Below are 12549 nucleotides of genomic sequence, written 5' to 3' on the forward strand. Positions count from 1 at the left end.
GGGGCGGCCGCGGCCTCAGCCGGGTCCGGCGCCGTGGGCGCGGCGGGGGCCGGCGCGGCTGGGGCGGGCGGACGGGCGGCGCCGGTCCCCTGGTGACCCGCCGCCACGGCGCTGTTGCCGAACATGTCCTGCACGGCGGACGGAGGCCGGCCGGGGAGCGGCGGTGAGGGAGCGGGCGCGGATCCGGGGCGGGGCACCAGACCGGCCGTCACCGCCGCGTTGGACGACGGCAGAGGGGCCAGGGGGGCGGTGGCGGGACCGGACGCCCGCGACCGGCTCTTCGTCGTCGTGAGCACCGTCGTCGACGCCGCCGGCCGCAGTCCGAGAGCCTTGGGCGCTGGTGCTGGCATCGGACGGGACCCCTCCCACGTCGGACGGTGGCGACAGGAACTCGGTGCCCGGGGACACCCCGACGCAGTGTGCCGACAGGGGCGTGACGGGGCCGTCACCCCCACATCTCCGGAACGTCCCCTACCGGAATCCCGAGCGGAATCCCGGTGGGACCAATCCTGCAGCGGAACAGCACCACCGCATCAGGTCGAAGGCGGGCCGGCAGGCTCGCCGTCGCCGCCGTCGGCGTCCTCGTGGGCGGCGGGGTCGCCGCGGCGGGCCCGGCCGGCGCGGACACCTTCTGCGGGGAAACGGGGGACGGAGGCTTCGGGTGCGTGATCGACCAGGGGGACGGGACGTTCAAGATGGTCAACAGCAACGGGGACATCTTCTACAACTGGTGATGCCGTACGGCTGACGCCTCACCTCCGGCGTCCGTCCCGGCTCGTCGCGGGCGCTCCCTCACCTGTGCGGGGGAGCGCCCACCGGCCGGGCATCACACGTCGTGTCCGTTCGGTTTCCGGAAGCGGTCGAGCCTCTTCCTGAGGGCGTCCAGCGGCGAGCCGGCCGTCCCGGCCGTCCGCGGCACGGGAGGCCGGAGCGCGCCGTCACCGTCGGCGAGCTCGGCGAGGGCGGCCTGCGCCGCTTCGGCCGCCTCCCGGTAGAGGTCGCTCGACTTCGTCATGGCCTCGAGCGCCTCGGCGTACTTGACGACCATGGCCTGGGCGTGGGCCAGCTCCTCCTCCGGGGTCAGCAGGTGCCAGTTCCGGCGCAGCTGCGTCAGGGCCTGCTCGGCGCCCTCGGGCAGCGGCCGCGGCAGTCCGGCGAACTCCCGGACGAGACCGAGGAGCTCCGTCGGTTCGGAGCCGTCCAGGAAGACACTGTGCACGGTGAAGTGCTGCGGGTCGTAGTCCGAGCTCAGCGGCCGCGGCTCGGTGGGCAGGACGACGGCGCCGCCACGCGGCAGCCGCACGTTCAGCTCCCGTTTCACCGCGAAGTCGGCGATCTGCGCCTGCTCCGGTGTGGCCCGGTGCTCGACCACGCGGTGCCGCAGGCTCGGCGGCAGGAACGCGGAGACCGGCTGCTGCCCCTTCGCGTCGGGCGTCATGGCCTCGTGCACCAGGATGTGGATGTACCACGTGCTGCGGGAGCAGTCCCGCAGGCGGTGGCGCAGTTCGCTCTCGTCCTTGGGCAGGTGGTTCACCGTCCGCAGGCGCACGCCGGGTACGGAGTCGTGGTCCCAGGGGATCCGGTCGCTGTCGGGCCAGAACATGGTGGCGGGCGAGGGCCACAGCGGGCTCCACGGCAGGTCCGCCTCGGCGGCCAGCACCCAGGTGACCCCCTCGCCCTTCGCGCGGCGGGACGTCTGGTCGTACGTGGTCAGTTGCGCCCGCACCATGACACCGTCCGCCGTGCGCCAGCGCGCCTCGAACAGCCGGCGGGCCGACGGTCCGGGACCGGCGGACTCCTCGCGCGGGTGCAGGACGGTGGAGCGCACCGCCTCCACGGGATCGAGGTCCAGGAAGTCGTCGAGGACCCCGGCCGCTCTGAGCGCGATCAGGTTGCGCCGCACGTCCCGCTCGGGTTCGGGCCCCGGATGGCGCCCGCGCGCCAGCCACGCGGTGCCGGGGAGGGTCATCGGAGTGCTGCTGTTCTTGGGCATGGAACCGTTCTGTAGGGAGCAGGGCCCGACCAGTATGGTCCCAGCCGCCGTACGGGACGTACCGCGCCCCCGCCATGGGGCGCGGGCGGACGTCCCGGCACACCGGCCGGGTGAACCGGTGTCCTCCGGATGCCGGAGTGCCCCGTGTGAGCCGGAGGGCGACGGGGCATCACCCTGCATGCGCATCGTGGTCACCGGGGCGACCGGGAACATCGGTTCCGTCGTCGTGCAGCACCTGCGTGCCGAGGGCACGCACGATCTCGTGGGTCTGGCCCGGCGGCTGCCGGAGGGTCCCGACAGCCGTGGTGTCGACTGGCGTCCGGCGGACCTCAGCACCGACGCCTGCCACGACACGCTCGTGGCGGCGTTCACCGGCGCGGACGCGGTCGTCCACCTGGCATGGGGCTTCCAGCCGTCCCACGACCTCGCCTACCTCGCCCGGCTGGGCGTCGGCGGCACCCGCCGCGTGCTCCGGGCCGTCACCGGGGCCGGTGTCCCGCACCTGGTCCACATGTCCTCGGTCGGCGCCTACTCACCGAAGCGGGACGACCGTCCGGTCGACGAGTCCTGGCCCACGGGAGGCGTGCGCACCTCGCGGTACAGCCGGCACAAGTCGGCGGCCGAACGCCTCCTCGACCGGCACGAGGCATCCGGCGCCGGTACGCTCGTCACCCGCCTGCGCCCGGGGATCGTCGGGCAGCGCGCCGCCGGCAGCGCCCTCCTGCGCTACGGAGTACCCGCCCTCGTGCCCTCGAAGGCGCTCGGCCTGCTGCCGGTCCTGCCGATGGACCGGGGGCTGACCATCCCGATGGTCCACACCGACGACGTCGCCCGGGCGGTCGTCGCGGTGCTGCACCGGCGTGCGGGCGGCCCGTTCAACCTCGCCGCCGGTACGCCCGTGACCGCGGCGGTCCTCGCGGACACGCTGGGCGCCAGGCTGGTCCACACGCCCTCCGCGGTGGTCCGCGCCGTCATGTCGGCCACCTGGCACGCGCACCTGCAGCAGGTCGACACCGGGTGGCTCGACATGGGCTTCGCGCTCCCCGTGCTGGACACGGCCCGCGCACGCGGGGAACTCGACTGGGTCCCGGCCAAGGACGGCCCGCAGGTGCTCGCCGAGGTGATCGAGGGCATGAGGGAGGCCGCGTCGGGGCGGACACCCGTACTGCGTCCGCGCACCGTCCTCGGCGCGCTCGGCGACGCGATCCGGCACGGGCCGGTCGCCGTGCGGCGGCGTCCGTGACCGCCGGCACGGCCCCCACGCGCTCCGGGCCGCCACCCGTGCCCGCGCTGCTCACCGCCGCCCACGGCGGCCCGGCCCTGGCGGTCGGCGTCATCACGGGCCTGCTCGCGCTCCGCGGCGGCCTGCGCCCCCTCGACACCGCCGTCGTCACCGCCGCGGTGCTCACCGGCCATCTCACGATCGGCTGGGGCAACGACCTGCGCGACCTCTCCCGCGACCGCGCCGCCGGCCGCACCGACAAGCCGCTGGCCACCGGAGCCCTCCCGGCCCCCTGGGCGCTGCGCGCCCTGGTCGCGGCCGGGATCGCCTGCCTCGTGCTGTCCGCCCTCATCGGCTGGCGCGGCGCGCTGGTCAACGTCGTCCTCGGCGCCGGCGCGGGCCACGCCTACAACCTGGGGCTCAAGGCGACCCGGTGGTCGTGGGTGCCGTACGCCAGTGCCTTCGGGACGCTGCCCTCGGTCGTCACCCTCGCCGGCCCCGCTCCGGCCTGGGCGCCGCTGTGGACGACCGGCGCCGGTGCCGCGCTCGGTGTCGGGGCGCACCTGCTCAACACGCTGCCCGACCTCGCCGACGACGAACGCACCGGCGTCCGCGGCCTGCCGCACCGGATCGGCGAACGTCCCTCGCGCGCCCTGGCGGCCGTGCTGCTGTCCGCCGCCTCGCTGCTGGTCGTGCTCGGGCCCGCCGGGTCCCCGCCGGCCCGGCAGTGGGCGGCCCTCGTGCCGGTGGCGGTCCTCGCGGCCCTCGCGGTGCTCGCGCCGGCCACCCGGGGGCGTGTCCCCTTCCGGGCCGCACTGGCCGTCGCCCTGCTCGACGTCGTGCTGCTCGTGACGGCCGGCTGACGGTGTCCGCACCCACCCACTGGGACCTCGCGGTGGTCGGCGCCGGACCGGCCGGTGCCGCCACCGCCCTGGGCGCGCTGTGCGCCGGCCCGGAGCTGCGCGTCGTCCTCCTGGACCGGGCGGACTTCCCGCGGGACAAGACCTGCGGCGACGGGGTGGCCCCGCACGTCCTCGACCTCCTCGCCGAGGTCGGCGTCACCGGTCTCCTGGACGACCGGGTCCCGGTCGACCGCCTCCGCCTCGGCCGCGGCGGCCTGGTCGCCGAGCGGCGGACGGCCCGCCCGGCGTGGGTGGTACCGCGCCGGATCCTCGACGCCCGGCTGGTCGACGCGGCCGTCGCCGCCGGCGCCCGGCTCCTGCGGCACCGCGTCCGTGATCTGCGGCAGCACACCGACGCGGTGGTCCTGGACGGGGAGATCTCCGCCGCGGTCGTGGTCGGCGCCGACGGCGCCCACTCGGCCGTCCGGCGCGTGCTCGGCCGGTCCCGCGGTCCGACGGCCCTGGCGCTGCGCGGTTACGCCCCGGTCGGCCCCGGGCGGCGCGGCACGCAGGTCATCGAGTTCGGCACCCGGCACCAGCCGTCGTACGCCTGGTCCTTCGACCTCGGCGACGGCCTCGCGAACGTCGGGTACGGCGAACTGCTCCACGAGGACCGCCCGGCGCCGACCCGCGCCCAGCTGCTGGAGCGGCTGGAGGCGCTCCTGCCCGGCGCCACCGGCGGCGGACGGCACTGGGCCGGGCACCACCTGCCGCTCTCGACGGCGCGCCGGCGCCCGCCGGCCGGTCGCGTACTGCTCGTGGGCGACGCCGCCTGCCTGGTGAACCCGCTGACCGGGGAGGGCATCCACTCCGCCGTGGCCACCGGCGTCACGGCCGGCCGCGCCGCCGCCGCGGCCCTGCGGGACGGCCGGCCCGAGGAGGCGGGGGAGCGCCACGCCCGCGCCGTCCGCCGGGTCCTGCTGCCCCACCTGCGGCACACCGCCCTGGCCGCCCGGCTCGCCCGCAGCACGCACGTCGTCGAGGCCGGGCTGCGGGCCTCGGCCGCCGATCAGCGCGTCTTCGACGACCTCGTGGAACTCGGCCTCGCCCGGGGCCGTCTCACCCCCGCCGTCGCGCTCGGCCTCGGCCGGGCCTTCCTCACAGCGGTCCGTCCGTCCGGCGGGCCTCAGGAGGCAGTATGAGCATGCGCGTCCTCAGCGTCCGCGGCGTCCTGCCCGAGCACCGCTACCGGCAGGAGGAGATCACCGGGTCCTTCACGGACACGCTGGCCCGGGGCACGCTCGACCGCGCCGTCGTCGAGCGGTTCCACCGCAACGTGTGCGTCGAGACCCGGCACGTCGTGCTCCCGCTGGAGGAGTACGCCCGGCTCGGGGACTTCGGCCGGTCCAACGACGCCTTCATCCGGGCGGGCGTCGAACTCGGCGGCCGCGCGGTCGTCGACGCCCTCAAGGACGCCGGTCTCACCCCGGCCGACGTCGACTACATCGTGTCGTGCACGGTGACGGGTCTGGCCGTCCCCCCGATCGAGGCCCGCGTCGCGGAACGGATCGGGCTCCGCCCCGACGTGGTGCGCCTGCCCCTCGTCGGTCTCGGCTGCGTCGCCGGCGCGGCCGGCGTCGCGCGCCTGCACGACCTGCTGCGCGGTCGCCCGGACGCGGTCGCGGTGCTGATGTCGGTCGAGCTGTGCTCGCTCACGCTCCAGCGCGAGGACACCTCGGTCGCCAACCTCGTGGCGAGCGGCCTGTTCGGGGACGGCGCCGCGGCGGTGGTCGCCGTCGGCCCCGACCATCCGCTCGCGCGGTCCGAGGACTGCGCGAGCCCCCAGGGCCGCGTCCGTCCCGAGGTGCTCGCCTCGCGCAGCCGCCTCTACCCCGACTCCGAGCGCGCGATGGGCTGGGACGTCGGACCCGGCGGGTTCCGGGTCGTGCTCGACTCCTCGATCCCCGACCTGGTGCGCCGGTACGTGGGCGGCGACGTCCGCGGCTTCCTCGCCGGCCACGGGCTGACCGACGCCGACCTCGGCTGGTACGTCGTGCACCCCGGCGGCCCCAGAGTCCTCGAAGCCCTGCAGGAGACGCTCGGGATCGGGCGGGACGCCCTGGCCGTGACCTGGGACTCGCTGCGCCGGATCGGCAACCTGTCCTCCGCCTCGGTGCTGCACGTCCTGGCGGACACGCTCGCCCACCGCCCGCCCCGGCCCGGCTCCCACGGGCTCATGCTCGCCATGGGCCCGGGCTTCTGCTCCGAACTCGTCCTCCTGCGCGCCCCGGGGGAGGAGGGATGAACGGGCCCCCGCCCGCCACCCGCGTCCGCACCGGGGACGCCGTCCCGGCGCGGCCGGGCCGGGGGACGTCCATGGACCTGCTCGTCGTGGGCGGCGGACCCGCGGGCCTCGCCACGGCCCTGCACGCGGCCCGGGCGGGTCTCGGGACGACCGTCTGGGAGCAGCGTGCCGGCACCATCGACAAGGCGTGCGGCGAAGGACTGATGCCGGGCGCCGTCGCCGGTCTGGCGGCGCTCGGCGTCCACCCGCCGGGCTACGACCTGAGGGGCATCCGGTACGTGGCCGGCGGACGCCGGGCCGAGGCCGGCTTCCGGGCGGGCCCGGGCCGCGGGGTGCGCCGCACCGTGCTGCACGCGGCGCTGCGCGAGGCGGTGCTGGCCGCGGGTGTGCGGATCGAGCAGCGCGCCGTGCGCCGGGTCGAGCAGGACGAGGACGGTGTGACCGCCGACGGCACCAGGGCCCGCCACCTCGTCGCGGCCGACGGCCTGCACTCGCCGATCCGCCGGGCCCTGGGTCTGCACCGGCCGTGCCGGACCCACCGGCGGTACGGACTGCGGCGCCACTACGCGCTCACCCCCTGGAGCGACCTCGTCGAGGTGCACTGGGCCCGCGCGGCGGAGGCATATGTGACCCCGGTGTCGGACGGCCTCGTGGGCGTCGCGGTGCTGGCCGCCGACCGGCGGCCGTACGACCACCACCTGGCGGCCTTCCCCGAGCTGCGGGAGCGGCTGGCCGAGGCCGGGACCGCCGGCCCGGCGCGCGGGGCGGGCCCGCTCCGCCAGGACGCGAGCGCGCGCACCGCCGGCCGGGTGCTGCTCGTCGGTGACGCGGCCGGTTACGTCGACGCGCTGACCGGTGAGGGCATCGCGATGGCGCTCGCGCAGGCGTCGGCGGCGGTGCGGGCGGTCGTCGGCGGCGACCTGGCGGTCTACGAACGGGAGTGGCGCGGACTCACCCGGCACTACCGCTGGCTGACCCACGCGTTGCTCGGCGCGACGAGGGTGCCCCCGCTCCGCGCGGCGCTGGTGCCCGCGGCGCAGCGGCTGCCGTGGTTGTTCTCCGCGACCGTCGACGCGCTGGCGCGTCCGGCGGGGAGGTGAGGGCGGCAGCGCTGCCCGGCAAGGCTCCCGAGGGCTCAGAGCATCAGCAGGAGCCGGGTGTTCGGCACGAGCTTGCGGTTCACGCTGGTGCTCTGCACGAAGATCGTGAAGTCGTCGTTGTGGTCCGGCTTGATGCGGACCTCCACGTCCGGCAGGCCGAGCAGGGCCCGGGCCTCGGGCCCGGTGTACACCCGGTCCGTCTTCTTCTCCAGCACCGATATCTGCTTCCGCGCCTGGACCTTCTCCGACTTGCTCAGCTGGTAGAACGCCCCACCGGTACGGTAGGTGTGCCCGCATTCGACGACCCAGTCCCGGATCGCCGCGTCCCGGGCCACCGAGATCAGCTGGTACTTCGACGGATCCACCGGGGTGAGACCGGCCGCCTCGATGGTGTCCTTGTTGACCGTCTCCGCGCCCGTCGAGAACACCGCCCGCGAGCCCCGGATGCCCTTCGTACGGCCCACCATGAACTTCTCGGTGGCCTGCTGGATGACCTGCCCGGCCTCCTGCAGACCCTGTGTGCTCGTGGCGTCCCAGATGGCGATGTTGTCCTTCGGGAACCCGCACTGCATGGCCTCGCGCTTGCCCATCTGGTCCGGCACGAGGACGGCCAGCGTCCAGTTGTCCTGCTGTGTCTCGATCATCTCGGCCACCGCCCGGACCAGTTCACGCGGATCCCTGGACGGGGCGTCCGGGCAGCGGTGGCTCGCGTTCTCCTGCCCGTCGGTGAGGACGAACGTCAGGAAGCTGTGGTCCCCGTACAGCTGGGCCGTCTGCGCAAGCTCCCACTGCGACTTCAGCGCGGCCGCCAGCAGGGCCGTCATCCCGCTGGCCCGGTACAGCTGCTTCAGGGACGGCATCCGCAGCACGTCCTTGTCGTAGATGACGCACTTCACCTCGTCCGCGAAGACGTACACGGTGACGCGGGTCTCCTGGTCCAGCTCCCTCGACCGGCGGGCCAGGTAGGCGATCTGCTGGTCGGCGACCTCCACGACCTTGCGGCTCAGGTGCGACATGGACGAACTGGCGTCCAGCACAAGGGCGACGTGATTGATGTAGTTCTGGTTCCCGGACATGACGGTTCCCCCTCTTTCCTTCCGACCTGCCGACTCGATGCTCCTACGGTCTCACCCGCCACTGACAACGGCCGGTGGGATCCCGGGCCGGAGGCACCGGCGCGCGGCCGGAGGCGTGTGGTCCACGGCGCCGGGACGGACGAAACCCCCGTGCGTGCGCCCGCACGCCTCTGCGATCATCGCGGGATGGCGCACGATCTGGACGCACTGGTCATCCGGCACACCCACCGCATTCCCTCCCCCAAGGGGGCCGCCGGTCAAGGGGCCACCGCCGCGCGGCAGTTCGACGCCGCGCTGGCGTCCGCGGGTTTCAAGCTGTCGGCCCGGCTGCTGGAGCGCCTGTCGGGGCTGTCCGGGGCCGCGGTCGTGCACACCGCCCGGCGGACGCTGCGTACCGTGGGCGGGATGGTGGGCGACCACGTCCGCCACAACACGTACTTCATCGACTTCCCGGCGAACGTGCCGGACACCGAGGAGTTCTGGATGCGGTGCGTGGCGCAGGCGCTCGCCGACGACGCGTCGCGCGACAACGTGTCGGCGCAACTGGCGCACGGGGCGCCGGACCTGCTCGACCTCCCCGCGTACGGCCGCTACCAGCACACCTACGAGGAGATGCTCGCCGCGCAGGACGAACTGATCGCCTCGGCGGGGGACCGGGTGACCGTCCTGCACCTCGGGCGGGACCTGGACGACGAACTCACCTCCCTCTACCTGGCCCTGGCGGGCAGCGCCACGCCCCTGGGCGAAGAGCACCTGCGCGACCTCGGGATCCTCGCCGAGCGGTGCGCGCCGGGCCCTCAGCCCGAGTCGATCCCGGTCCGGGAGAACCGGGCGGTCGTCAACGCGGCCCGTCTCGCGGCCGGCGCGGACCTCCTGCTGGACACCGTCACCGATGTGCTGCGGCTGGCCTGCGCACTGTCGGGCGGTGATGTGACACTGCGGGAGCCGACCCGGTTCCGGTCCCTCGGGCGGCCGGCGCGCCGCGCGCTGCTCGCGGGCCTCGACGCCGTGGTCGCGGCGAACCCCGCCAAGCTGGCCGACGTGCACGCGCACCGCGAGCCGTTCAAGCGGCTCGGCGAGCGTCTGCACCCGCACGAGTACCCGCGTCGGCCGCACGCCGCCGACGTGTTCGCCGTGGCGCGGGGCGAGAAGGAGGCGCGGTCCTTCGACAGCCGTGTCGAGGAGCGGCTCGACGAGTCCGACGTACCCGGCGCGGTGCGGCTGCTGCGCCCCGCCCCCGGCAAGCTGTTCCGCACCCTCGACCTGCTGCTGCGCACCGCCGCGGACCAGGAGGAGCGGGACGCGGTGGTGGCCGCCGCGGTACGGGCCGCCCCCGAGGTCTCCGGCCGGGTCCTGCTCGGTGTCCGTGAGCACCTGCACAACCGGGAGCGGGAGACCGGCGGACCCCGCGTCTTCGTCAACCGGCGGGGCCGCGGCCGGGTCGCCCCTGACGTCCGGCCGCCCCTCCCCGCCGCCGACCGCGACCGGCTGGTCGCCGCCCTCGACGCCGAGACGCGCCGCAGGCTCCCCGCACCGGCCCGGCTGCTGCTCGACCCCGACGTCCTCGACGTGGCGCTCCCGCTCAGCGGCAGGGCGGCCCCGGCCGGGCTCGGCGTACTGCCACGGGGCTCGGTGTCGGCGGTCGACGGCGAACGGCTGCGCTTCTTCGTGTACTGGAAGGAGACCGGGAGACGGACCGACTACGACCTCTCGGCGCTGCTTCTGCGCAGCGACTACAGCACCGACTCCTGGCTCTCCTACACCTCGCTCACCGCTGTCGGGGGCGAGCACTCGGGCGATGTCACCGAGGCGCCCGGAGGAGCCTCGGAATTCATCGACCTGTCCCTGGACCGGATACGGGGCACGTTCATCGTTCCCCAGGTCAACATCTACGCCGGCGAGGGCTTCGAGGAGACCGCCGAGTCGTTCTTCGGCTTCATGCTGCGCGACGGCGAGCAGAAGGGCCGGCCGTTCGAGCCGCGCACGGTGCGGATGAAGTCGGAACTCCGCGGGACGGGCCGGGTGGCGCTGCCCCTGGTGTTCCGCCGGGAGGACGACGGCCGGTGGCGCGCGAAGTGGCTGCACCTCTACCTGAAGGGCGTCTCGTCGGCCAACCGGGTCGAGGAGAACCGCATCTCGGTGTCCAAGGTGGTGCGTGCCGTCGTGGAGCGCGAACAGCTGACGGTGCGCCACCTGGCCGGCCTGATGGCCGGCGGCACCACGGTGGTGGACCTGTGGGACGGCGGGCCGGTCCCGGACGGGCCCGTGACGTACATCGGTCTCGAACGTCCCGAGGGCCTGCACCCGGACTCCACGGTCATCACCCTCGAAAACCTGCGCGACGTGATCCCGCGCTGAGTGCTAGCGTTGACCGCGGCGAGGCCATGAAAGGGCTTCCTTCTCAACTCCTCTTTGAAACCAGTTCTTTCGCTCTCCTCGCCGCCGACGTCGCTCCGGGCGGATTCCCGGGCCGGAGGCAGTCCGCGCGGCGTCATCCGGTCAGGTAGCCGCCGGAGACGTCGACGTCCGTCCCGACCAGGGGAGCCGCGTCGGCCGAGCCGAGCCACATCATCACCCGTGCCATCTCCCCGGCCGGGACGATGCGCCCGATCGGGTAGTCCCGGGCGATCTGTTCGTACGTCATGCCGAATGCCTCCGCGGCCCGCCGCAGCATGGGGGTGTCCACGGCCCCCGGGGCGAACGCGCTCACGCGGACGCCCTCGGCGGCGTACTCCAGCGCGGCCACCTTCGTCAGCGAGGCCACCGCGTGCTTGCTGGCGTTGTACGGGGCGATGGTGGCGAACCCGACCTCCGCGGAGATCGACGCGGTGTTGACGATGACGCCGCCGCCCCGGGCGAGCATCCGCGGGATCTCGTACTTCATCCCGAGGAAGACGCCCGCGGTGTTGGTCCGCCACACGTCCGTCAGGTCGCGCAGCGACTGCTCGTGCAGGCGCACCGCGCGGGGGCTCTCCACCCCCGCGTTGTTGTACGCGATGTCCACCCGCCCGTACCGCTCGACGCAGGCCGCCACCAGGTTCTCGACGTCGGCCTCCTCGCGGACGTCGGCGCGCCGGTACGTGGCCTCTCCGCCGGACGCGCGGATACGGGCCTCGACACGGCGGCCGAGGTGGGCCCGGCGGCCGCAGAAGAAGACGCGGGCCCCCTCGGCCGCCATGAGTCGGGCCGCCGCCTCGCCGATGCCGGAGGTGGCGCCGGTGATGAGCACCACCTTGTCCGCGAGGCGCCCGGCGGGCCGGGGCGCCGCCTCGTCCTCCTGGTCCTCCTGCCCGCCCCGGGCCGCGGCGGGGTGCGGCACCGCCCCGGCGGCCACCCCCGCCGCCACCCCCGTCGCCCCGAGGAGCCGGCGCCGCGACATCCGCGCGGATCCTACGGGTGCGGGTGCGGGTGCGGGTGCGGGTGCGGGCGTGGGCGTGGGCGTGGGTACGGGTGCGGGGCTGCGAGGGGTGGGTCCGTCAGTGGTGGGTCCGCCGGGCGTGCGCATCGCGGTCAGCTCCGTCCGGCGAGACGGCCCGGCAGCGGGGCGAGCGGACAGACGCGCCAGAAGAACGCGTCCGCCGCGTGCTGGTCCCCCGGGAAGTTGACCGCCTCGGCGATGCGCCGGCCGCGGATCCGGAAGGCCAGCGCCCAGGTGATGTCCAGCCCGGCCGGTGCCGTGCTCCAGCCGCGGTGCAGGTCGACGACCCGGTCACCGTCCGCGGCGAGGAACAGGGTCTCCGCGCGGAACCCGGCGCGGCCCAGTTCGCGGAAGAAGGCCAGCACCTCCTCGACGCCCTCCTTGGTGCCCGCCAGCGGGTGGTGGCCCGGGACGGTCCACCGGATGTCCGGCGTGAAGAACGGCCGGAGGGCTTCGAGGTCGCCCGAGCCGTACGCCTCGTAGTACCGCCGGATCAGCCGTACGTGGGGATGCCCGGCCGCGTCCGGCGCCGCGTGCGCGGCCCGCCCGCCCGCGAGCGAGGCGGCGGCCAGCCCGGCCGCGCCGAGGCCCGC

11 protein-coding genes and 1 pseudogene are annotated in these 12549 nt (G+C 75.1%); 7 read left to right on the forward strand and 5 right to left on the reverse strand.

Annotated features, from left to right (window positions below; translation table 11 throughout):
• Nucleotides 1-350: pseudogene (locus KM933_RS37450) on the reverse strand (hypothetical protein); the annotation flags it as partial.
• Between the two features lie 147 nt (nt 351-497).
• Between KM933_RS37450 and KM933_RS37455 the strand changes: the two are divergent.
• A complete protein-coding gene (locus KM933_RS37455) occupies nt 498-734 on the forward strand; it encodes a hypothetical protein (RefSeq protein ID WP_221361615.1) in 237 nt (78 codons plus the stop codon).
• A 92-nt stretch (nt 735-826) separates the two neighbouring features.
• Here the strand turns inward: KM933_RS37455 and KM933_RS37460 are convergent, their stop codons facing one another.
• Nucleotides 827-1993, reverse strand: coding sequence for a hypothetical protein (locus KM933_RS37460; protein ID WP_221361617.1), 1167 nt, complete (start codon nt 1991-1993; stop codon nt 827-829).
• A 178-nt stretch (nt 1994-2171) separates the two neighbouring features.
• Between KM933_RS37460 and KM933_RS37465 the strand changes: the two genes are divergently transcribed.
• The 5 genes from KM933_RS37465 (at nt 2172) to KM933_RS37485 (ending at nt 7462) form a co-directional block, all read left to right on the forward strand.
• Nucleotides 2172-3236, forward strand: a complete 1065-nt coding sequence (locus KM933_RS37465; RefSeq protein WP_221361619.1) for an NAD-dependent epimerase/dehydratase family protein — start codon at nt 2172-2174, stop codon at nt 3234-3236.
• The gene (locus KM933_RS37470; RefSeq protein ID WP_221361620.1) at nt 3233-4078 is read left to right on the forward strand and encodes a UbiA family prenyltransferase; all 846 of its coding nucleotides are present in this window, start codon (nt 3233-3235) and stop codon (nt 4076-4078) included. Before KM933_RS37465 ends, KM933_RS37470 begins: the two co-directional genes overlap by 4 nt.
• Before the next feature lie 2 nt (nt 4079-4080).
• A complete protein-coding gene (locus tag KM933_RS37475; RefSeq protein WP_308013674.1) occupies nt 4081-5259 on the forward strand; it encodes an NAD(P)/FAD-dependent oxidoreductase in 1179 nt (392 codons plus the stop codon).
• Nucleotides 5256-6362: a type III polyketide synthase gene (locus KM933_RS37480; RefSeq protein ID WP_221361622.1), complete on the forward strand. Its 1107-nt coding sequence runs from the start codon at nt 5256-5258 to the stop codon at nt 6360-6362. Before KM933_RS37475 ends, KM933_RS37480 begins: the two co-directional genes overlap by 4 nt.
• Before the next feature lie 71 nt (nt 6363-6433).
• Nucleotides 6434-7462, forward strand: a complete 1029-nt coding sequence (locus tag KM933_RS37485) for an NAD(P)/FAD-dependent oxidoreductase (protein WP_221361634.1) — start codon at nt 6434-6436, stop codon at nt 7460-7462.
• Nucleotides 7463-7497: 35 nt separating this feature from the next.
• Here KM933_RS37485 and KM933_RS37490 read toward each other — a convergent pair whose 3' ends face one another.
• Nucleotides 7498-8538 (reverse strand): vWA domain-containing protein, encoded by a 1041-nt coding sequence (locus tag KM933_RS37490; protein ID WP_221361624.1) that lies wholly within the window; start codon nt 8536-8538, stop codon nt 7498-7500.
• A gap of 186 nt (nt 8539-8724) precedes the next feature.
• Between KM933_RS37490 and KM933_RS37495 the strand changes: the two genes are divergently transcribed.
• The gene (locus KM933_RS37495) at nt 8725-10896 is read left to right on the forward strand and encodes a TerD family protein (protein WP_221361626.1); all 2172 of its coding nucleotides are present in this window, start codon (nt 8725-8727) and stop codon (nt 10894-10896) included.
• 133 nt (nt 10897-11029) lie between these two features.
• Here the strand turns inward: KM933_RS37495 and KM933_RS37500 are convergent, their stop codons facing one another.
• Complete coding sequence (locus KM933_RS37500; protein ID WP_221361628.1) at nt 11030-11917, reverse strand: SDR family NAD(P)-dependent oxidoreductase; 888 nt, start codon at nt 11915-11917, stop codon at nt 11030-11032.
• A gap of 131 nt (nt 11918-12048) precedes the next feature.
• On the reverse strand, nt 12049-12549 hold a 501-nt coding region (locus KM933_RS37505; protein WP_221361630.1), incomplete at its 5' end, for a nuclear transport factor 2 family protein.

This window comes from Streptomyces beigongshangae (assembly GCF_019710745.1).
In the GTDB taxonomy this organism is placed as follows: domain Bacteria; phylum Actinomycetota; class Actinomycetes; order Streptomycetales; family Streptomycetaceae; genus Streptomyces; species Streptomyces beigongshangae.

What these genes read in the sequence shown, in the direction of transcription:
- KM933_RS37465 (WP_221361619.1), top strand. Translation starts at nt 2,172, where the DNA reads ATGCGCATCGTGGTCACCGGGGCGACCGGGAACATCGGTTCCGTCGTC.
- KM933_RS37490 (WP_221361624.1), bottom strand. Translation starts at nt 8,538, where the DNA reads ATGTCCGGGAACCAGAACTACATCAATCACGTCGCCCTTGTGCTGGAC.
- KM933_RS37485 (WP_221361634.1), top strand. Translation starts at nt 6,434, where the DNA reads ATGGACCTGCTCGTCGTGGGCGGCGGACCCGCGGGCCTCGCCACGGCC.
- KM933_RS37495 (WP_221361626.1), top strand. Translation starts at nt 8,725, where the DNA reads ATGGCGCACGATCTGGACGCACTGGTCATCCGGCACACCCACCGCATT.
- KM933_RS37460 (WP_221361617.1), bottom strand. Translation starts at nt 1,993, where the DNA reads ATGCCCAAGAACAGCAGCACTCCGATGACCCTCCCCGGCACCGCGTGG.
- KM933_RS37480 (WP_221361622.1), top strand. Translation starts at nt 5,256, where the DNA reads ATGAGCATGCGCGTCCTCAGCGTCCGCGGCGTCCTGCCCGAGCACCGC.
- KM933_RS37500 (WP_221361628.1), bottom strand. Translation starts at nt 11,917, where the DNA reads ATGTCGCGGCGCCGGCTCCTCGGGGCGACGGGGGTGGCGGCGGGGGTG.